The organism is Aquimarina longa SW024 (assembly GCF_001401755.1).
Classification (GTDB): Bacteria; Bacteroidota; Bacteroidia; order Flavobacteriales; family Flavobacteriaceae; genus Aquimarina; species Aquimarina longa.
This window is the reverse complement of record NZ_AVQK01000015.1, coordinates 216,000-235,881: the sequence shown is the minus strand read 5'-3', so window position 1 is coordinate 235,881 and position 19,882 is coordinate 216,000. Positions and strand designations below refer to the sequence as shown.

Below are 19,882 nucleotides of genomic sequence, written 5' to 3'. Positions count from 1 at the left end.
TAAGTCTAATTAATAGCTGTTATTGTATTGGTTGTTTCTTCTACAAACTCATCGGGTAATTGCCCAGTAAGAGATTGTAAGAATATATGAATTTCATTGATTTGTTTGGCGCTGAGTTTTTTATTTAACTGGGTTTCTGCCATAATTCCGATAGCTTTTTTTAGATCATTAACACTACCATCATGAAAATAAGGACCTGTCTTTTCTATGTTCCGTAAAGAAGGGACTTTAAATACGTATCTATCAGCTTCATTTTTAGTAAGGTCAAATCGTCCGTTATCGATTTTTTTACTTTTGGTATGTTCCCAGTAGTTTACCGTAAGACCAAATTTTTGATACATAGTACCGCCTAATAAGGCACCTGCATGACATGTGATGCAACCAACACTCATAAAAGTATCCATACCTTGTTTTTCATAGGTGTTTAATGCAGTATCATCTCCAGACATATAGAGATCAAACTTAGAAGGGGTAATTAATTTTCTTTCGTAAGCACCAATTGCTTTTTTAATATTGTTATACGTGATTGGTGTTTTATCTTCTGGAAATACGGTATTAAATAGCTCGATATACTCGTCAATTTTTGATAATCTACTGACTACTTCTGCCTCATTAGGCATTGCCATTTCTACAGGGTTTAGTATTGGTCCTCCTGCTTGTTGCTCTACATCAGGTTCTCTACCATCCCAGAATTGAGAAAAATGTAATGCTGCATTAAAAGTTGTAGGAGAATTACGCCCTCCTAACTTACCATCATTACCCATAGAAAAAGATTGATTATCTACTCCATATGTAGCTATATTATGACAGGTATTACAACTCTGTGTATTGTCTTTAGACAATCTTTTGTCAAAATATAAGAGTTTACCAAGGGTGATTTTATCTTGTGTGGTTGGATTCTTGGGGTTTTCTGCATCAATTGGTAATGCACCAAATGTACGTCGTGCTTTTCGATCTAGTTCTAATGCTTTAAACTCTTCAGTTCTTGTAAAAGGAACAGGAATATAATCTGCGTCTTTTGATGTTGATTTTTTAGTACAACTAATCAATACTAATAAAATAAGGGTAAAACCCCAATAGTGTAAGCGTTTCATATTGTCAAATTTTTGTGTGGACTTATATAATAGATATACGTATTTTAAAGCTGGTATTCTTCACTGTCGTTATATAACTGATATCCTTACAAAAAAATTATAAAAACATTATTTTTTTTAACTAAAAATGAAGGTTGTAAAAAAAGATTGACACATTTTATTGAACAGTTTCTTACCAATAGCTGTATTAATAGCGTTAATTCCTTTTTCATATTCTTTAGTAATCAAAAACTGTTGCGCTTCTTTAAATTCATTATCTCTAGAGTTAGATGTATGATAACTTGCAACCATATATACTAGACCAAAAAATATAAACATGGATAAGCATTCAAATTTGAAAATTCTAGAATTTATTTTTCTTCTTTTTAATAAAGCTTCTTTAGTGATCTTATCCATGTTTTATAGTAGTATACACTATAATATAGTGTGATAGTAAAAGTTTGTTTGATCTTAGATCTTCTTTATTCTTTTAAAGGAGCAATCCAATCAAAATCTATCAAATGTCCCAAATTATCTGTTTTTTTATCATCTGGGTTTGATCTTAAATATTTCCCATTACTTCCATTAACAACCGTTACTTCTTCTCCAATCTTCCAAATAGCTTTTGCATAATTCCATACCCATGTTGTAGCTGTATTACCTCTTGTTTCTAACAGTCTTACAGCATCATGCTTTGCTATTTTTATTGCTCTGGAAATTGATTTTTTTCTTACCTCATGAAAGGCATAGTGAGTGATAGCATTCTTTGAGTCTTTCCAAACTCCTGATATTCTGTATAAAGCCATATCTATTGTATTTAATAATTTGTTTTAGTTTTTATATATTTTTTGATTAACCTTAATCCTCCCAACCACATAAAGTCCTTCCTTCTTCTTTTGCCTCTTCTAGAGACATCTTATATATTCTTGTAGAACATCTTTTTAATCCTCTACAATTCTTACGATAATGATATCTTTTACTTTTAGGACCATTACAGATATATACTTCTTTATCAGCTTCTACTACTGAGGTAAAAGGTGTTATAATAGCTGCGATGAACATATACAGTACTAGTTTACTCATTGGTATTTATTTTTATTAGTTACAACGACACCCTTTTTCTGAGATCCATTGGCAACATGGGTCTTGTAGGCATTGGGATTTACTTTTTCCTGAGCATCCACAATTAGCAGTTGTTGGGCAATCATTAATAGTTTCATTATTTAAATGCTCACAAGCTATCCCATCGCTATCATGATCCAGATCGTTTCTACATTCGGGATCTGATTCATAAGCCCTCTGCGCTTCTTGTTGAGAACTATAGTCTTCACAATTTGTATCGATACAAGTAGTTTCTGATTTTGGTGGGTTAGGTGTTGTACAAGCATTATTAATCGATAGTAAAAAAAATGTGATCAACAAAAAGGTTAAAGAGTATAGGGTCTTCATAATACAATTAGTGTTTACTTTGGTTCTGATCTGTTTTATCTAATTAAGAAAAAGAGAATCGAGATTATGGTTACATTAATACTGATTAGCATAATAAACAGGGACATACAACCTTTACTTTTCTTAAACGTTTTTCTATAAGACAGCCCTTTGATTCCTGTTCTAATAGAATATCCTTTAGAACTTATGGATCCTATCTTAGATCGATAACTGGGTGAGATTCCTGATTTACTGATATTCAACCCGAATCCTTTACCTAGTTTAATACGTTTATGATATTTAAAAGCCATCTCTACTTATTTTAAAAGAAATAAAGGTTGTTCAGAAATCGGTATGATATACCTCTTTATAAGAACAACCTTTGGTATTCTCAATTAATTCACAACTTCTTTTGTTGCATCTTCTACTCTTGCTATAGGAGCGTTTTTCTTAACAGATTCAATACCTTTGTCTCTGCTTGCTTTGGTTGTATACATTTCACTTTTACCGATCACTTCTCCATTAGTTGCTTTTAGATTGAAAAAAAACTGTTCGTTCTTAGCTTTTTTTCGATCATACTGTTCATCTGTTGGAGCATTGTCTATTACCGATTCTATACCTTTTTTACAACTTTGTTTTGTGGTATACATTTCACTGGTTAAAATCACCTGACCATTTAACGCATGTAGGTTAAAAAAGAATTGATTGTTCTTGCTTTCTTTAATTTGAAATTTTGGATTACTCATTTTTTTGTGATTTAGATTTATGATTAATTTCTGATACAAAATTCGCTTATAACAGTAGACAAAACAATCGTTAGATCTCAGTATATCATATCCTCAGAATTGAGGATATATTTAGATATCACTTCTTTTTTTATTGGGATTAAGGTTTTGTTGAAGAAAGAACTCCTGTATAGATTCCAGCCTTTAGTTTACTCTGAGCATTCTAAGACAAAACAAAAAAACTGTTACTCCAGACTTGATCTAGAATCTGACGTGAAGCAGCAATCCTTACATGGATTCTAGCCTACGCTAGAATAATAAAAGACTGAAAGAGAGAAACAAAAATAGTCATGTAATCAAATATAAATTAGTTGGCACTCCTCATCAATAACCATTGCATTAGGAGGGGATAAATATGCCCTGTTTTGGGAATCTATTATTCCTAAAAATGTTTTATCCTGTTCTATAAAAAGGAGCTTTACTTTTTTTACATCTACAGGTATTGTAATCTTAAGGTCTACTAATGTGGTGTTTTGAACACATTTCCCATTATTCTCAAAAAGTGCATAAAACAATGCTGATATATTTGGATTTTTTATACAATTACCAATAATTTTAGCATCGATCAATTCTTTATAAATAATTTCATCTCCATTGATCTTATCTTGTATGATTTCTGCATTATGCTCATCATTTATTTCGGCTATTGTATGTACATGAGGTGCATTTTTTTCTATATGAAAAACGGTCATTACGGTTCGCAAATCAATGTCTCTTATCGTATCATGATCCCCTGATTCGGAAAATATTATTGCGTTTTTTGCTTCGGTGATATTCACTTTTTCGAGACTTTGATATTCTGTATAATCTGCATTTACGTAGATGATACCAGAGATATCTTCTACTGGTTTTGTAGTAATCAATACTACATTATTGTGGTTTTTTCTATCTTTTAATAGATCTTTTATAACACTTTGTGAGGATTTGGTATATCCGCAGATTATGGTATGATCTGTAAGATTTAGTTTTTGAATCTTTCCTGAGGTTAGTGTATCCATAACGAGTTTGATTTTATTAATAGTAATTGAAACAAAAAAGCCAAAAATGGCCATATTAGATACTAGTAGAAAACCTGATAAAATTTTACCTGTACTAGTGGTTGGGGTATCATCTATTAGTTCTATTGTTTTTAATGAGTATAATAGGCTATCTGTATAGGATGAGAACGTTTGATCTCCATGGGGGTTTTCTGAGAGATATAACCCAAATGAGGTGGCTAATAATATACCCACTGTTGTGGCAAAAAAGATATAGAACACCCTGTTTTCTTCTCGCATCCCTCTAAGAATAATAGTCAGTTTATGAATATCTCTTATAATTCTGAATGCTTTAAAAAGACGTATCATTCTAATCAGTCTCAGATATTTTAGCATTCTAAAGGTCTTAAAATAGTGTGCTACAGGTAAGATTGCTAAAAAATCTATAATGGAAGACCATCTAAGCATCCATTTGATCTTTTGTCCTATGGCGAAAAAAAAACCTTTTTCTCTACAGTCTTTTCTAAAATCACTACAGACATAAAAACGCGCTAGATATTCTATAATAAAAATTATAATGATGCAATGATCTACTATAACCAAATTATAAGGCAATTCTCCTGTTACACTTTCTATACATAATAATAGTATAGATATAAAAATGATGCCTGTTATACATAAGTCTACTAGATATTTTTTTGGGTTTTCATCATCTGATAGCCAATACTGTAAAAAGAGTTTCATTGGTGGTTAGTATATCGGTTATATTATTCATCTAGGATAAAATCATGGATTACTTTTTTGAGATGCGCTGGTTTCCCTGTTCTTTTTATTTTAAATTTTTGAACTCCCATTTCTGTAAACCAATTGCTCCAATAATATTTAATAATATCCTCTGCATTTGGGTTTTTATTATCATGCTTATCTATTCCTAAAACAAGAATCTCCAGATCTTTTAATTCTCCTTCTTCCCAAAGGATCCCCATATTATTTTTATCAATTATAGTTTTCCAATCTTGTCTATTTAGTGTGGTGCTGTTTAATAATTTTTGATTAATCCTTGTTGTTCTTTTTCCTTTTTTGAGAATGTTTCCTTGGTGATATAGGTATCCATCAGTAAGAATGATTAAAATATTTCTATGCCCTTCTTCTATGCAATAATCCGTTACATTATCCTTAAAAAAACGCCAGATATCAGCTCCATTTTTAGTGTCAGGACTCTCTTTTGCCCATTCATATAATTGTGGAATGAATTCTTTATACTTTTTTTTAATAGATGTCATTGTTTCTTTTGTAGAGTTTTTAGTAATATCAAATTTTAACTCAGCTACAACATCATCTGTCTTATCTGGATGCGGATCGGGTTCAAAAAAAACTTGTAAATGCTCTTCTAATAAAATGCTCTTTTTGTTCATCACATGGTTTTTAAAAATTTCAGCAATGTTTACTACATGCTTTAAGTCATTTTCCTTTTGATTGGAATATCCTATCCTATCTGATAGATCTAATAGTATACTTATATTAAGGCTATCTAGCGTTTTTTTTATTGTTCTGGATTCAGTCTTAACTTTAGATATTGATTTATGGGTGATCTCTTCTTTTCTACAGCTATACAGCAAGCATAGTATCGTTAATACACTGATTATATATTTCATTACTTTATTAGTTTTAGTTTAATTATATTGTTTTGGTAAACACTTTATTCTGATAATCATCGGCAACTAGGTCTAACTCTTGTATATGAGACTCATAGATAGCTTCGCACTCTTGGAGCAATGTTATTTTTTCTTGCTGCCCTATAGGTAGTTCTGCTGCAATATATTTTTGCCATCCTTTTAAATATTCTATCGCGAATACTTTATAGTTTTGAATTGGTAGAATAAATCCTTCGATAATACATTCTAATTCTTTGGCTCTAACTTTAAATACTCCGATCTCATTTTCATTATCTTCTACTGTGTCTTTGATTTTAAAAAATAGTTTTCTTTTCTGATTTATTTTTTCTTTGAGATTCTTTTTCAGAGACTCTTTAACATTTCTCTTGTCATTTTCTATCATTACCATGTCAAATACTAATCCCCATATAAAATACGATACAAATCCTGCAAAAATGATCAGCCAAAAAGTAGGGCTATCTAGTGCCATTGTAATGGTAAAATCAGGGGATTCTGATGTTTTATTAAAATTATATTCTTTTTGATCAATCAGATATGCGAGGATTACATCAAAAGATAGTGTTATGACGAGTAGTGCGCATACTTTTATATAGCTACTTAGCTTCTTTTGACTCCAAAACATATGAATCAAGTACCCTAGAGAGAAGAATACAAAGGGGATCAAAAACACAAAACCTGCTTCCATCCACCCTGCTTCAAGTGCTCTTTCAAGAGCTTTAGGTTCGAAAATGGTATGAAAAAGACTGATCTTAGGGTCAAAAACTTTAAAAAATGCAGAGTAAGCAGTAGAGATATAAAATATGAGTATATAAATACTTAATGGAATTAGAAACCCCAATCCTATCCATAATTTGATATTGGATTTTGGTTTTACTTCTTCTAAAGTTTCTGGGCTACTTTTGATTTTTAGTATTTCTTGGTTTAGATTATTTACTTCTTCTTGTACCTCATCTAATTTCTTTTCTGATCTTTTAATTTCTTCTTCTTTATTAGATAGTTTTACGGTTAGACCTTCTAATTCGGTTATGTAGGGTTGTTTTAATTCTTGTTGCTCGACATCATCTTTTTTTATTTTAGTAAAGAATTGTTCGTATAGTGTTTCTAAAGAAGATTTTAGGTTAGGCGTTCTACCGCCGCAAGCTTTTGAATCTTCATAAGCTATTGTTGTCTGATTTATAGTATCTATTGATGGTATTGCTATTCCGTTTTTTGTTTCTGTTGTTTCTTCTTTCTTTTTGGTGAATTGTTCTAATAGTGCCATGTGTATGTATTTTTTATGAGGTATTATAATTTTTGATCAAAACTGATATGTTGATTTAGTGTATTATCTAATAGATTTTATCTCTATCATATTGGCGGATCGTTTGTTTGTTTTGTGTCACCTTTTTTTCTTTTGACTTGTAGGGATAAAAATCAATAAGAAATAATACTGCTACGAGTAGGTCTACCCATATCCATTTCATTTTTTGATATAGATATATGGGAAAAAATGGATTGAATAGTATCCCTATTATCACAAAAACTGCGATCCACAGGTATTCTTTTGTAGTACTACTTTTTATTATTACCAGAGTTGCTCCCAATGTGACTACTATTCTAAGAAATGTATAATAGGGTATCGGAAGGTAAAAAATGGCAATAACTAATAAGCAGGCGCATAGCAGTGAACTATATTTGCTAATCATATCTTTTTGGTTTTAAAGGTTGTATTGTTTTATGATAGGGTTTGTTTTATCTCATTATCTATTACTTTTAGCGATCTTTCTATCTGTTGATACCATCGTACACCAGAGATACCTTTTTGTATATTAAATTCTTTTTCCATTCGTTCTTTTAATAGAAGGAGTTGTGTTCTATTATTTATATACATCCCTTGTGCTGCGGGAAAAACACCTTTTACATCTTCTGCTGTAAAAGGAGGGATGTATAGTGGTATCTGATCTTGTGCTAGTATCCATACTGCGCCCATCTCACAGAGACCTATTTTACTTTCAAAAAAATTATGAGATAACATAAACAATACTAATACGTCTCCTTGTAACTCTTTTTTTAAAGCTTCCAGATAGTTTGTTCCTAATGGATTTCCGTATCCTTCATAAGAGCTACAAAAAATCCTGTCACTTTCTACACCTATTGTCCCTAGCACATTAATGATCTCTTGTACATAAGTCATATCTTTTTTAGAATGGCTTATAAATATCTTTTTTGGCTTGGTAGATTTATGAGAAGCTGGTTCTGGATTTGCGCCAGAAGCAGTGAGTACCACTGTTGGTCTTATATTTTCCTGATTTTGTATATTCTTTAAAATATGTGCCTCTTGCTCAAATAGTATTTTGGTTATATGTTGCCGTTTTATATCTGTTCCCTTCGGAACATTCACGTTATATTGATTCATTTTTTTGAGAATATCTTGTGGCTCATACTTGGCAAATAGGTATAATGAGATTTCTTGAGCGATGCTCTTTTTTTCTATAACATTCATGTGTTCTATAAATAATAGGTTTTTAGTTTATTTTTTAATGATGGTGGTATGCTATAATTTTCTATTAAACAGAGTACTTTTAATACACTACTTAATTTTTGTTTTGTGATATCTTTTTCAATTTTGGATTTATAATATTCAATGATGATCCATTCGGAGAGTATGAAGGAGAGTATACCTATAATAAGCAATACTCGTATTCCTGCCTCCATATGAATACTAAACCCTATTTTTTTTAGCGTATGTGTAATTGCCGCTACTCCTGTAAATCCGCTATTTTCTTTTAGGATCATATATACTAGTTGCGGAACGCCTACTGCTATAATAAAACTGATCCATTTATAGGTGTAGAATATATTTCTCATTTATATACATTTTGATAGTTAGATAGGGTTATTGATTTCTAGTATCTCATAGTTTCTCACAATTGTTTTTTGTTGACCAGATCCCAATAAAATTTACCTAACGTAGTGAGTTCACATGCTTTACTATCCTTAGCAGCATTATACATAAATGAGGTTCCTACGGGTAGTAAAAGTCCATTGGTCTGAAACATTCGTAAGTGTACCATAATCTCTTCAAACACTTCATTTCTGGGTTCTATACTAGCTTCATAAAGAGGGCTTAGTTGAAGTTGTTGTTCTCTTTCTTCAAAGTAAACGGGTAGTTTTCTAAGAATTTCTAAAGGAATTTTTGGGGAACAATTCCTTAATGGAATCATTTTGGAAGTATGTGTTTTAAAAACAGGTCGCTGCTCCCAGGAGTTTAATAATTGGTCTGCAAAGTAATAGACTCCTGCTACCGTAATATTTCCTAAAATATCAGAAGCCCCTCCACTCATTGCTTCGTAAATAATCGAAGTAAATAACCCAGATCCGTTTCGCTCTACTGCAAATTGTGTATCTCTACTGGCGGTAAGTACAGAAACTCCTTCTCGTAATATTGCTTTTCTGTTGCCAAATTCTTTTGCGTTTCCCAAGTTACCACTATAACAAGCATCTAAAATTATGATGGCTTCTTTTACTTTGGAAGCATTAGCCATTACAATAATTTCTTCTAAAGAGACTCCTTCATTATATTTTTGAGCATCTTGAGTCACTAAATAACTCCCAACATCAGTACTTGCTCCATGACCCGAGAAATAAAATACTGCGATTTCTGCTTCTTGGTTAAATAAATTATGAATATGCTTTTTTAACTTAGAAACTGTTATTGGATATTTAGAATCTTCTGTACTTGTTAATGGTTTACAATCAAAATTTGGTGAACCATCTTCATTGGTAGCTAATACTCTATGTATTTTCTCTGCATCTTTGATACATCCTTTTAATGGTGCTTTTTCGTAATGATTAATGCCTACGATTAATGCTCTTTTCATGGGTATGATTTTTTGGTTTATGTCTATGTATTATATTATGTTTTCTACTAATTCTGAGACTGAAACGGGCTGTAACCTTATGATATCTGTATCTAACGATTTAGATGTAAAGGAGGAGTTTTTGGTTTCGGTTGCGAACGTTTCTTTTTCAAATTTCATTAGATCCATAAAGACGGTTACCTCATCAGACCAATCTTTTATTAGCATATCGCCTGTCTGTTTTTTGATATGAATTTTGGCATCTGTTTTTACTTTCATTATACTACTAGATTGCAATCCTTGTACATCTCCTCCTAGGGTGAGTTCTGATGAACTACTATTAGATTGTATAATCAGTGCTTTTTTAGCAATAGTTACAGAAGTGACTAAGTAGGTATCCTCCCACACCATTTTTTTACCTTTGGTGTTTATTTCATTTTCTAAAGCCATAATATCATCTAGCGATGTTTTAAAACAATGAAGCGCAAAAAAACAAATAGCTCCTTCTGCTGATAATTTGATGCGTAATTCTCCATTGGCTTTGGGTAATGTATCATTCCCTAAATCGGCATCAACCCTTACTCCAAACTGAAGGTCAACGGCTTGTTTACTTGTAAATCGATAGCTATCTGGAGTTTTTGATTGTTGTACTTTAACTTCGCTGATTCCTAAGTTTTTTAGGCTAGTAATTTTCTGAAAACTTCCTAAAGGCGCTGTTTTTTTTAAGAACCCTTTTTTTCCGTAAGGAAACGTTAGAATGTCTCCTACTTCTATTTCTTCTCCTGGTAGGTAGACTGCTATCTTTCCTAGCTCGCGAGCTACCTCTTTAGAATACTGTATTTGTAAACTTTTCATTATAAGTATATTAGTTATTTATACTTACAAAATTGAGGTTATAATACTTGCTGTAAAACCGTAGTACTGTGGAAATTTTATCCTCAGAATTGGGGATATTTATAAATTTTGATAGGTGAGTAGAACTCAATGTTCTCTACATCTCGTAATCTTATGATTCAGATATTAATAGAGATGAAAAAACACTCGATTCTATAAAGAATGGAGTGTTTACTTCTATTTGGAGTAATTTTTGGATCCTAGATATACTTATTTTCGATTGCAAATTTGATCAATCCTTTAGAAGAATTTTGTACCTGTGTTTTTTCTATAAGATTGCGTCTATGTGTTTCTACAGTACTAGAGGCTATACAAAGTTGATCTGCAATCTGAGGAGTCGTTTTTCCGTCTGCAATTAGCTTTAACACCTCTGTTTCTCGTTTGGTCAGTGGTATTTCATTTTTATCCTTGTCCTTTTTTCTTCGTACTCCAGAGCGTAATGCTTTGTTTGCTTCTTTTCCAAAATAGTCTTCTCCATTGGTTAATGCTTGTAGTGCAGCTTCTAATTCTTCGGCTCCTCTGTTTTTTAGAATGTAGCCATCTGCATCTATTTCTATAGCTTGTTGTACAAATTCTGGAGTATCATACATGGTTAGTATTAATACTTTGGTGTCTGTATATTTTTCTTTGATTATTTTGGTTACTTCTATACCTCCCATAATTGGCATTTCAATATCCAGAATAATAACATCTACTGTTTTTTTATCTAATATTTCTAAGGCTTCTTTTCCATGAAGTGCTTCTCCTACAATATGGATGTGATTACTGCCTTTTAGTAAAGAACGAATTCCGTCTATAACGATTTGATGATCGTCTACGATAAGAACATTTATATTTTTAGAAAGTGTCATATTGTATGTTTTTGTGGATCTATAGGGATATCGATAGTTACTGTAGTGCCGTTTCCTTTACCAGAATCAAATACTACCTCGCCTTGTAAATTTTCTACTCTGGATTGTATTCCTTTAATTCCCATACCCGAAAAGTTTTTTATCACATGGGTATTAAAACCGTCTCCATCATCAATTACCGTAATGTTGATCGTGGTTTCTTTTTTTAGTAATTGAATACTCACTTCTTTTGCATTAGCATGTTTCATAATATTGCTAATCAGTTCTTGAATGATCCTATAGATATTAATTTCCATTTCATTCGCTATGCGATCATCAAATCCGTAATCAACCAATTCTATTTCTAACTCACCTGTATTTTCTACATTCTGTTTTAGTTCATGTAATGCTGGGATCAGTCCGAATTTGGTTAATACTCCCGATACCATATTGTGCGATATTTCTCGAACCGCTACACAGGCTTCATCCAACAATTCGTTTGCTTTTTCGTACTGTGTTTTAGAATCTGCTTTCATTTTTTCTAAGTTCTCTTCTACAGATTTATAATGAATTTTTACTACCGATAGCATACTCCCTAATCTATCGTGCAGATCTTGGGCAATACGTTTTCGTTCTTTTTCTTGCCCATCAATCATAGCATGTATCGATTTTAACTCTTGGGTTTTCAGTAATTCTTCGATTTCTCCTTGTTTTATTTTTTCGTTTTGTACGGCTATTTCCTTTTCCTTTTTTTGCTTGTAGTATTTAAATAACATAAAAAATAATATGGATAATAAGATGCTACCTATAATCAATCCTATGAGCTGTGTTGTTTTTTGGTTGTTTTGCGCTTCTAATTTCTCTTTTTCTATCTTTAAAACTTTATTTTTGTTTTGTTCGTTGTTTCGTTGTTCATTCAATAATTTTATAGCTTCTTCATTTTCTCTAGCCTGAGCTTCTAGTTGATTTCTGATTACAATATGTTTTTCATTATACAAGTTGGCATTCTCATAATCTCCTAAAAGTTCGTATGCTTTTCCTATACTTGATAAAGCACCCAAAATCCGATATTCTTTTTTATATTTCTCAGCGAGTTTTAATCCTCGAAAATAGTAGTCTAGTGCCGTATTGTATTGTTCTTTTCTTTTATAAGTTTTTCCTATGTTAAGATACGTGTCTATTAATTGTAGTTTATTTTTATTTTTTGTTGCTATCGCTATACTTTTGTTGTAAAAATCTATAGCCTCATCCAACTTATTTTTCTTCTCTTTTATAGATCCTATATTGTTATAGATTACTTCTCTATTTTGATCATTCAATTTTTCCTTAATAGCTAAACTTTGATTAAAATAGAACAATGCGGAATCTAATTCTCCTATATAATTATATGACGTTCCCATATTTAATAGAATACTTGATAGGTGAATAGAATCTTGTAATTCTACAGCTAATTTTCGGCCTTTTTCTAGTTCTGTTAAGGCTCTTTGGTATTTTTTTAAATGATTATAAAACGCTCCTATATTTTTATATGATCTAATTGATCCTTTTTTATCTTGTATAGAATCTCTAAGGTCAATACTCTTATAATAATATTGTAATGCTTTTTTTGGCTCGTTTTTTTCTTTATATAAGAGTGCTATACTATTAAAGAGTAAAGCTACTTTTTTATAATTTTGCTGCTGTTGCCTAATAAATAGACTTTCTTTATAAAACTCTAATGCTTTATCATAATCCCTTATTTTTTTATAGAGTTTTCCTAATTGTGCTTTTGCTCTTGCTATCCCAGATAAATTACCCTCTTGTTCTTCTAATACTAGCGCATACATTAAATTAGTTTCTGCCTGTTCAATTTTTTTTGTATCTAAGTATATTGTTCCTAACCGTATATAACTGGTTGCTAACTCTAATGTAAAACCTAATGAATCGCTTATTTTTCTAGATCGCTGTGCATAATTGATCGCTAGCGAATCATTTTTATTAGTATACTCCCAGGATAGTTCATTGAAGGTTTTAGCAAGCTTAATTCCTTCTTGCTCTGATTGTAAAAGTATAAGACTGTCAATAGTTTTAGAATTCTGACTTTGCAGAGAAATACTGTAAGACACAATAACTAGCAATAAGAAATAGTTTATTTTTCTCATGTAGTAAATTATATTTATGTGGTTAATAAAGAAAGAGATAAAAGGCTCTCTATTCTGTTTTAAAGATATAGAAAGCCTCTTATATTTCATCTTCTATTTGAAGATATTTCCCCCAGGTTTATCATTTTCTTCATCTTCTTCATTAGAACTTATGGTCTCTCCATCAGGTTTTGGAATGTCTACATCTTTAGGGTCGATAAATAGTTTAGACTTTTCTGGTTGTACGTTAGTTGTTTTCTTGTTTTTCATGTTATTATAGTTTAAAATTATTTAACACTACAAATCTCTACTATATCAGAGTGCAGCACAATCGTCAGAAATATGTGTATTGTATCCTTAGTTCTGTGGATTTTTATTGAAAAGTGGGTGATAACTCAGAAAAATCTAGATTTTATAGAAAGTAATGATTCAAGATCTATTACCTCTTGTTTAATCCAAAAGACGTTCCGATGGGTCAAAAAGACGCTCCGTTTAACTCTAAGAGTGGGATTTTTAATAATGCCCCTTAAAAATTCAGCCTTTGAGGTTAAATTTTTAAGGTAAAGAGTTGAAATTTTAACCTCCTGTATTAAAAATTGAGAGGTACTCGTTAAACACTTCGTCAAAAAGACCCGTCATAGGGTCTCAGAGACCTATTGTAAGGTCTGGATGGTTAAAATTTGTATCGCAAAGGGTAAACGTTTAACCTAAAAAAGATACTATTAAGGTTGTTGAACATAAAATCAACAACCTCGGAGCGAGCTCACCTTTAGATTTGTTTTTATAATTAAATCTTAAAGGCATAACAGACGGCGTTAATCTTATCATAACGCAAAAATAAAAATCATCTTCTTGATGTTATACTGCAATACGTTTTTTTTAACCTTTACTCTTATAAACCCAAAAACTATGAAAATGTTTTCTAATATATTTATCTGCACTTTATTGCTTTTATCCTGTAAAAATGATGATGACACTACTAATCCAAATACAATAGATATCGTAGGAGTAACTTATAGTAAATCGACTAAAGATTTTAAAACTACTGATGCTACTATTGTAAATGCTTTAGAATTGGCTAGACCTGTGGGTATTGTTGCTCAAGTAAATCATAGCACTAATGCTGCCTCTATTGAGAAAAAATTGGACAGTACTAAGGTTATTTTTTTTGGAAACCCATCACTAGGAACACCTTTAATGCAAGCGAACCAATTAGTTGGATTAGATCTACCTCAAAAACTATTTATCTGGAAAGATCCTAAGAATACTGTTAGAGTCGGATTTAATAACACATCTTACCTCAAAGCCAGACATGGACTAAAAGATAGTAAAGCACTAAATACGATACATACTGCACTTACTAATTTTACAAATACTGTAGGTGATACTTCTTTTACATCTAATAATGCGGAATCTATTACTAAGGGAGAAGGTATTATTACCAAAACGAGCACCAAAAAATTTGAAGAGACTTATAATGCCTTATTAACCGCTATTAAAGGAAATGAAAATCTAAAACTTATTGCAGAACTAAATCATCAGGAAAATGCTGCATCTGTTAATATGCAATTAAATCCTACTCGGCTTATCATTTTTGGAAACCCTAACTTAGGAACTCCTTTAATGCAAAATGCACAAAATACAGGAATTGATCTACCTCAGAAATTTTTGGTTTGGGAGGATAATAATGGTAAAGTGATGGTATCATACAACGATCCGGTTTTTCTAAAAAGCCGTCATAAAATAACGAATAATGATAATATACTAACTACTATTGCAGGAGCATTAGATAAATTGTCTACTGTAGCAACAGGGTTATAATCGTTTTTTAACCTAGATTATGGAATAGAAAGTCTATTTCATAATCTAGGAAACGTTTATTCTTAGAAAGATAGTTATATAACATACCCTCTAAATAATACCTTTTTAATTTTTTATATCAGTATCTAGTATCTCAAACTGGTACTAATGCAGTAATAAATGAATTAGCTCGACCTTATTATTTACTTTCGCTTTTTTGTAAATATTGGTTATGTGCGTCTTTACTGTAGGCATAGATATAAATAATTGTTCTGCTATCTGATTATATGTGTTTCCTTTTACGATAAGATGTACAACCTCTAATTCTCTCTTGGTAAAAGAATAGTTTTTTAGATTTTGAGATTTGATTTCGTTTTTAGATTTAAATAGAGATAATCGATTAATATCGTCTTTTATTTTATAAACAAATAAGAATATAAAAAAAAGAGGTAGTGTAAACCCTACTCTAATATTTTCTGAATCTAACCTAAAAATTTTCTCAGGAAAAGAGTCTACAAATAGTGTAATGGGTAAAATAATCAAACAAACAACGGTTGTTATTCTTGCTACTTTTTCTCTATGCACTACCCTTGCAATTGGTTTTGTCTTTCTTATCAAAATCATAGAACACGCAACCGAAAGAAACAGGTAGATATAAACACTACTTTCTATTATAGCAGATAATTTAAAAAAATAGTCTGTTACTGTTAGTGCAATCATTAAAGCCGAGATGCCGATAAGTATTTTTTTTACTACTGGTTTTATTGATATTTGTCTATCAGGAAAAATGCTTAAAGGCGTAGCCAATCCTACAAATATCATAGAGATGAGTACTAAAACATGAGTTTTAGTAACAGGTTTATCTAATTGCCAAAAGTTTGCAATGGATATTGTGACCATCAATAGTAGTAATGAAATGGTAAAAAAAATAGTTTCGAGTGTTTCTATCTTTCGGGTATAGCATATTAATTCTAAGAATAAAGCGATGATACTTAAGGTATATGCTAATGCCAATAATATCACTTCTAACACTTCCATATTACTTTCTTATATATTCATATTGTTGTGTTTAAATTTTAGCTTATACTATAATCATTACGTATCAAAAATCAGAAATTGTGGTATACGTAAGTCGTAACTGTTGTGCCAATTGTTGCGCTTTACCTAGTCTTACAAAACCCTTTTCAGTATCTACAATTGTAGCTTTAGAGATTCTAGAGAGGTATTTCTTATAGGTTTCTACAGCATATTGAAATGGTTGTGCCGCTCCTGTATTAACTTTTCCATCTGTAAAAACGAATAATTGGATGGTTTGTATATGTACAGATCGTAACAATTCATATACTTTTAAGAAAGCTGCTCCTAGATTGGTTTTACCTCCTGTTTTTAATTGGTAATTTATATCAAAAATCTGCTGTACATTGGTCGTAAACTCCTGAATAACTTTTGCGGTGGTATCTTGTAAACCTACAATTGCATAGTGTACTTTTTGCATCGGATGTGAATCAATAGTTTTTTCTATAATCCCTTTGATATACCCCATTTGCTGATCTACCGCCATTGAGGCACTGGTATCTACCAGAAATATAATTCGTGCTACTGCTTTCTCTGTTATATGTTTATATATAGTTGTAAATCGACCTGTACTAAGGTAGTTTTTTACAGATTGTACTACAGAAACTTCTGATTGCTTCTGTACAGAGTGTGACACTTCTTGTAGTTTTTGTGAGGTCTCCAACCTAATTTCTTGTTTTTTGGTGGCTTGGGTTGCCGAAAATTTCAATCCTTGTTGTACGGCTTTTGGCAACTGAAATGAGGTAGTATTTTCTCTGTTTTGAGTAGTGGTTTCTTCCTTAGAATTTTGATGCTCCTGATCTGAAGACTCTTCTTTATTTTGATCAGATGGTGGTGTGTATTCTTTTGCTCGATGCTGTAATACAAATGGAGCAATGATAGCTACCATCTCTGTAGTTACTTCCTTCTGATTATGATATGCAGCATAAGCTCTTGCTGTTTTTAACAATAAAATATCTGCCCGCATTCCTTCTACCTGATTAGCAATAGTGAGTTCTGCACATTGCTGTTGTATAGCTTCAGAGATTTGTATGCTATTCAATCGTTCTTTGGCTAATAACACCTGAGCTTTGATACTTTCTTCTTCTTTTTCAAATTGTTTATAAAACGCAATAGGATCACTATCAAAACTAAGGCGCTGCATGGCTATTTTGGTACGTGTTTTTATTTCTTTTGGAGTGTGTATTGTAACACTTAGTCCAAATCGATCTAGTAGTTGTGGACGTAAAGCTCCTTCTTCGGGGTTCATCGTACCAACAAGACAAAAACGACTATCCATCCATTGAGAAATCCCTTCTCGCTCTAGATGATATCCTCCCATTGCAGAGGCATCTAACAATACATCCATCAGATAATCGTTAAGTAAATTTATCTCATCGATATACAAAAATCCTTGATGCGCCTGTGCCAATAGTCCTTTATCGACAATTGTAATTTTTTGGTTGATTAATGCCTCTAGATTGATACTCCCTAATACTCTATCCTCAGTAGCTCCAATAGGTAGATTTACAAACGGAAAATCTTCTCCCATCAATTGACTTAATCCACGTACCATAGTCGTCTTAGCTGTTCCTTTATCTCCTGTTGCCAACACTCCACCAATACTTGGATCTACTAGATTGAGGATTAAACATAATTTTAGATCTTCCTGATCTGGGATGGCAGTAAAGGGATAGATATATTTTGATTGCATCTGTATTGGTACGTTTTTGATCTTAACTGGGGTAAAAATACGGAATTATATAGGTTGTATTAAGATCGCTAGTGTCGAAATAGGACTTCTACTTATAAAATCAATAGCCTCATGGCAAGCCTCCTTTAGATTTGTATTATGAATATTATCTATACCTATTAAAAATTCATCTACAAAACTATTTATCAATAAACTACATTAGGAAAGCGTTAGCTTTTATTGTACTTTCAAAATTTCATCATTCTAATTACACTATATCGATTACAATGAAAAGTATTATATATACTAGAGCTTCTTTTTCTAAAGAATTACAGCAAATTCTAACACTGCAATACAATAACTTACCTGTTTCGATTTCTAAAACAGAAAAAGAAAGAGAAGGTTTTGTCTCAGTGCAACACGATCTTACTACTCTTACAAAAATGAATGATCAACAACCTCATATTATTGCCAAAGATGAAGACAATGTAATTGGGTATGCACTCTGCATGACACAAGAATTTAAAAATGAAATTGATATTTTAAAACCTATGTTTTTAAAAATTGATACACAATTAGAAACGAATGTTAGCTATGTAATCATGGGGCAAATATGTGTTGATAAAGCATATCGAAAACAAGGTGTTTTTAGAGGTTTATATTATAAAATGAGAATTGAATTACACGAAAAATATGATGTGCTTATCACCGAGGTGGCAGCAAATAATCTACGATCATTACAAGCACATCATGCTATAGGTTTTAAAACATGGATCACTTACGAGGTTAATAATATTAAATGGCATATTATTCGATGGGATTGGAATACAGTAAACAAACCTTCATATAAAGTATAATAACTAATCTCATTTTTTAAGTTTTAATTGTTGTCTCTACTTTCCCACCCCAATCAAGCAACTTAATTTCAGCGTTTTATCAATAAATCATTATCCCTATGTTATGAAAATCATGAATACTCATTCATAATATTTCGATATCATTATCTTATCATTAGGCTTTTTATAGCACCTCTTTTTAAGCTAAAAAAATGTATACATTCGAGAAATGACATTGCTAATACAGTACTTATGAAAACTACAAAGAGGTTTATTTTTTCTATTTTAGGAGTAGCTATTATTTTTACTTCTTTATATGTTTATCATGTTCATGTTGATTATCGATTTTCGGAAATAACAGAAAACAAAGTATATCGATCTGCTGCTATACCGCCAGAAAAAATTAGTAATTATATAGAGGAATATGGTATTAAAACCGTAATTGATCTTAGAATAGGAAATGTTAGTGACCCTTTAAATCCAAGCTTATCTTCGGATATAATGAAAGAAAAAAGAGCTGTTGAAAGCGTAAAAGGGGTAAAGCATATCAATATTCCTTCAGAACAAATACCTAGTGAAGAAAATCTAGAGCAATTCTTTAATGTATTAGATAAAGATATCTCCTATCCAATACTTATACATTGCCATCATGGAACTGGTAGAGCTGTTTTATATAGTGCTTTATACAGGGTTGAATATGAAAATTTTTCTAACGAAGAGGCTCGTTTAAAAACACGTATTCCTGTTTTTCTTAGTCCTTTTGATCATAATACTCCAAAAGGAGAGTGGTTAAAAAAATATGATTCCCAGAAAAATGATGAGTATGCCTCGTCCGCAACGGTAAAGAACCAAGAGATTAAGAAATAAGAAATGTCTAG

Annotated in this window: 23 protein-coding genes; 3 read left to right on the top strand and 20 right to left on the bottom strand. The window is 31.5% G+C overall.

The window, feature by feature from the left end:
* Positions 1–5: 5 nt before the first annotated feature.
* The 18 genes from N456_RS03620 to N456_RS24215 form a co-directional block, all read right to left on the bottom strand.
* Positions 6–1,094 (bottom strand): cytochrome-c peroxidase, encoded by a 1,089-nt coding sequence (locus N456_RS03620; RefSeq protein WP_062053983.1) that lies wholly within the window; start codon positions 1,092–1,094, stop codon positions 6–8.
* 117 nt (positions 1,095–1,211) lie between these two features.
* Entirely contained in the window at positions 1,212–1,490 is a 279-nt protein-coding gene (locus N456_RS03615; protein ID WP_062053981.1) for a hypothetical protein, read from the bottom strand.
* A 65-nt stretch (positions 1,491–1,555) separates the two neighbouring features.
* Positions 1,556–1,879 (bottom strand): DUF3892 domain-containing protein, encoded by a 324-nt coding sequence (locus N456_RS03610; RefSeq protein WP_062053979.1) that lies wholly within the window; start codon positions 1,877–1,879, stop codon positions 1,556–1,558.
* Between the two features lie 52 nt (positions 1,880–1,931).
* Positions 1,932–2,156 (bottom strand): hypothetical protein, encoded by a 225-nt coding sequence (locus N456_RS03605; RefSeq protein WP_240315471.1) that lies wholly within the window; start codon positions 2,154–2,156, stop codon positions 1,932–1,934.
* A gap of 15 nt (positions 2,157–2,171) precedes the next feature.
* A complete protein-coding gene (locus tag N456_RS23985) occupies positions 2,172–2,522 on the bottom strand; it encodes an excalibur calcium-binding domain-containing protein (RefSeq protein ID WP_148639171.1) in 351 nt (116 codons plus the stop codon).
* Between the two features lie 35 nt (positions 2,523–2,557).
* On the bottom strand, positions 2,558–2,812 hold the full coding sequence (locus N456_RS03600; RefSeq protein WP_062053977.1) for a DUF4236 domain-containing protein: 255 nt from the start codon (positions 2,810–2,812) through the stop codon (positions 2,558–2,560).
* A gap of 84 nt (positions 2,813–2,896) precedes the next feature.
* Complete coding sequence (locus N456_RS03595; protein ID WP_062053975.1) at positions 2,897–3,247, bottom strand: YegP family protein; 351 nt, start codon at positions 3,245–3,247, stop codon at positions 2,897–2,899.
* A gap of 335 nt (positions 3,248–3,582) precedes the next feature.
* Positions 3,583–5,007 (bottom strand): ion transporter, encoded by a 1,425-nt coding sequence (locus tag N456_RS03590; protein ID WP_062053973.1) that lies wholly within the window; start codon positions 5,005–5,007, stop codon positions 3,583–3,585.
* 23 nt (positions 5,008–5,030) lie between these two features.
* Positions 5,031–5,918: a hypothetical protein gene (locus N456_RS03585; protein ID WP_148639170.1), complete on the bottom strand. Its 888-nt coding sequence runs from the start codon at positions 5,916–5,918 to the stop codon at positions 5,031–5,033.
* A 22-nt stretch (positions 5,919–5,940) separates the two neighbouring features.
* On the bottom strand, positions 5,941–7,200 hold the full coding sequence (locus N456_RS03580; protein ID WP_062053969.1) for a hypothetical protein: 1,260 nt from the start codon (positions 7,198–7,200) through the stop codon (positions 5,941–5,943).
* 67 nt (positions 7,201–7,267) lie between these two features.
* Positions 7,268–7,624: a DUF6804 family protein gene (locus N456_RS03575; protein WP_148639169.1), complete on the bottom strand. Its 357-nt coding sequence runs from the start codon at positions 7,622–7,624 to the stop codon at positions 7,268–7,270.
* 29 nt (positions 7,625–7,653) lie between these two features.
* Positions 7,654–8,421 carry a toll/interleukin-1 receptor domain-containing protein gene (locus N456_RS03570; protein ID WP_062053965.1) on the bottom strand — a complete coding sequence of 256 codons (768 nt, stop codon included), beginning with the start codon at positions 8,419–8,421 and terminating at the stop codon, positions 7,654–7,656.
* A 5-nt stretch (positions 8,422–8,426) separates the two neighbouring features.
* Positions 8,427–8,786 (bottom strand): hypothetical protein, encoded by a 360-nt coding sequence (locus tag N456_RS03565; protein ID WP_148639168.1) that lies wholly within the window; start codon positions 8,784–8,786, stop codon positions 8,427–8,429.
* Between the two features lie 56 nt (positions 8,787–8,842).
* On the bottom strand, positions 8,843–9,799 hold the full coding sequence (locus tag N456_RS03560; protein WP_062053961.1) for a caspase family protein: 957 nt from the start codon (positions 9,797–9,799) through the stop codon (positions 8,843–8,845).
* Positions 9,800–9,829: 30 nt separating this feature from the next.
* On the bottom strand, positions 9,830–10,633 hold the full coding sequence (locus tag N456_RS03555) for a hypothetical protein (protein WP_062053959.1): 804 nt from the start codon (positions 10,631–10,633) through the stop codon (positions 9,830–9,832).
* A 239-nt stretch (positions 10,634–10,872) separates the two neighbouring features.
* On the bottom strand, positions 10,873–11,523 hold the full coding sequence (locus tag N456_RS03550; protein ID WP_062053957.1) for a response regulator transcription factor: 651 nt from the start codon (positions 11,521–11,523) through the stop codon (positions 10,873–10,875).
* Positions 11,520–13,643: an ATP-binding protein gene (locus N456_RS03545; protein ID WP_062053955.1), complete on the bottom strand. Its 2,124-nt coding sequence runs from the start codon at positions 13,641–13,643 to the stop codon at positions 11,520–11,522. The genes N456_RS03550 and N456_RS03545 overlap by 4 nt, the downstream gene beginning before the upstream one ends.
* Positions 13,644–13,736: 93 nt before the next feature.
* Complete coding sequence (locus tag N456_RS24215; RefSeq protein WP_158447815.1) at positions 13,737–13,892, bottom strand: hypothetical protein; 156 nt, start codon at positions 13,890–13,892, stop codon at positions 13,737–13,739.
* 645 nt (positions 13,893–14,537) lie between these two features.
* On the opposite strand from N456_RS24215, the gene N456_RS03540 reads away from it, so the two are divergent.
* Positions 14,538–15,443 (top strand): DUF302 domain-containing protein, encoded by a 906-nt coding sequence (locus N456_RS03540; protein ID WP_240315470.1) that lies wholly within the window; start codon positions 14,538–14,540, stop codon positions 15,441–15,443.
* Positions 15,444–15,587: 144 nt separating this feature from the next.
* Here N456_RS03540 and N456_RS03535 read toward each other — a convergent pair whose 3' ends face one another.
* Both N456_RS03535 and N456_RS03530 read right to left on the bottom strand, forming a co-directional pair.
* Positions 15,588–16,460, bottom strand: a complete 873-nt coding sequence (locus N456_RS03535; protein WP_062053951.1) for a LuxR family transcriptional regulator — start codon at positions 16,458–16,460, stop codon at positions 15,588–15,590.
* Between the two features lie 64 nt (positions 16,461–16,524).
* Complete coding sequence (locus N456_RS03530) at positions 16,525–18,189, bottom strand: AAA family ATPase (protein ID WP_062053949.1); 1,665 nt, start codon at positions 18,187–18,189, stop codon at positions 16,525–16,527.
* A gap of 266 nt (positions 18,190–18,455) precedes the next feature.
* Here N456_RS03530 and N456_RS03525 point away from each other — a divergent pair, with 266 nt between their 5' ends.
* Together N456_RS03525 and N456_RS03520 are read left to right on the top strand one after the other, a co-directional pair.
* Complete coding sequence (locus N456_RS03525; protein ID WP_062053946.1) at positions 18,456–19,025, top strand: GNAT family N-acetyltransferase; 570 nt, start codon at positions 18,456–18,458, stop codon at positions 19,023–19,025.
* Between the two features lie 231 nt (positions 19,026–19,256).
* Positions 19,257–19,871, top strand: a complete 615-nt coding sequence (locus tag N456_RS03520) for a fused DSP-PTPase phosphatase/NAD kinase-like protein (protein WP_062053944.1) — start codon at positions 19,257–19,259, stop codon at positions 19,869–19,871.
* The last annotated feature ends 11 nt before the right edge of the window (positions 19,872–19,882 follow it).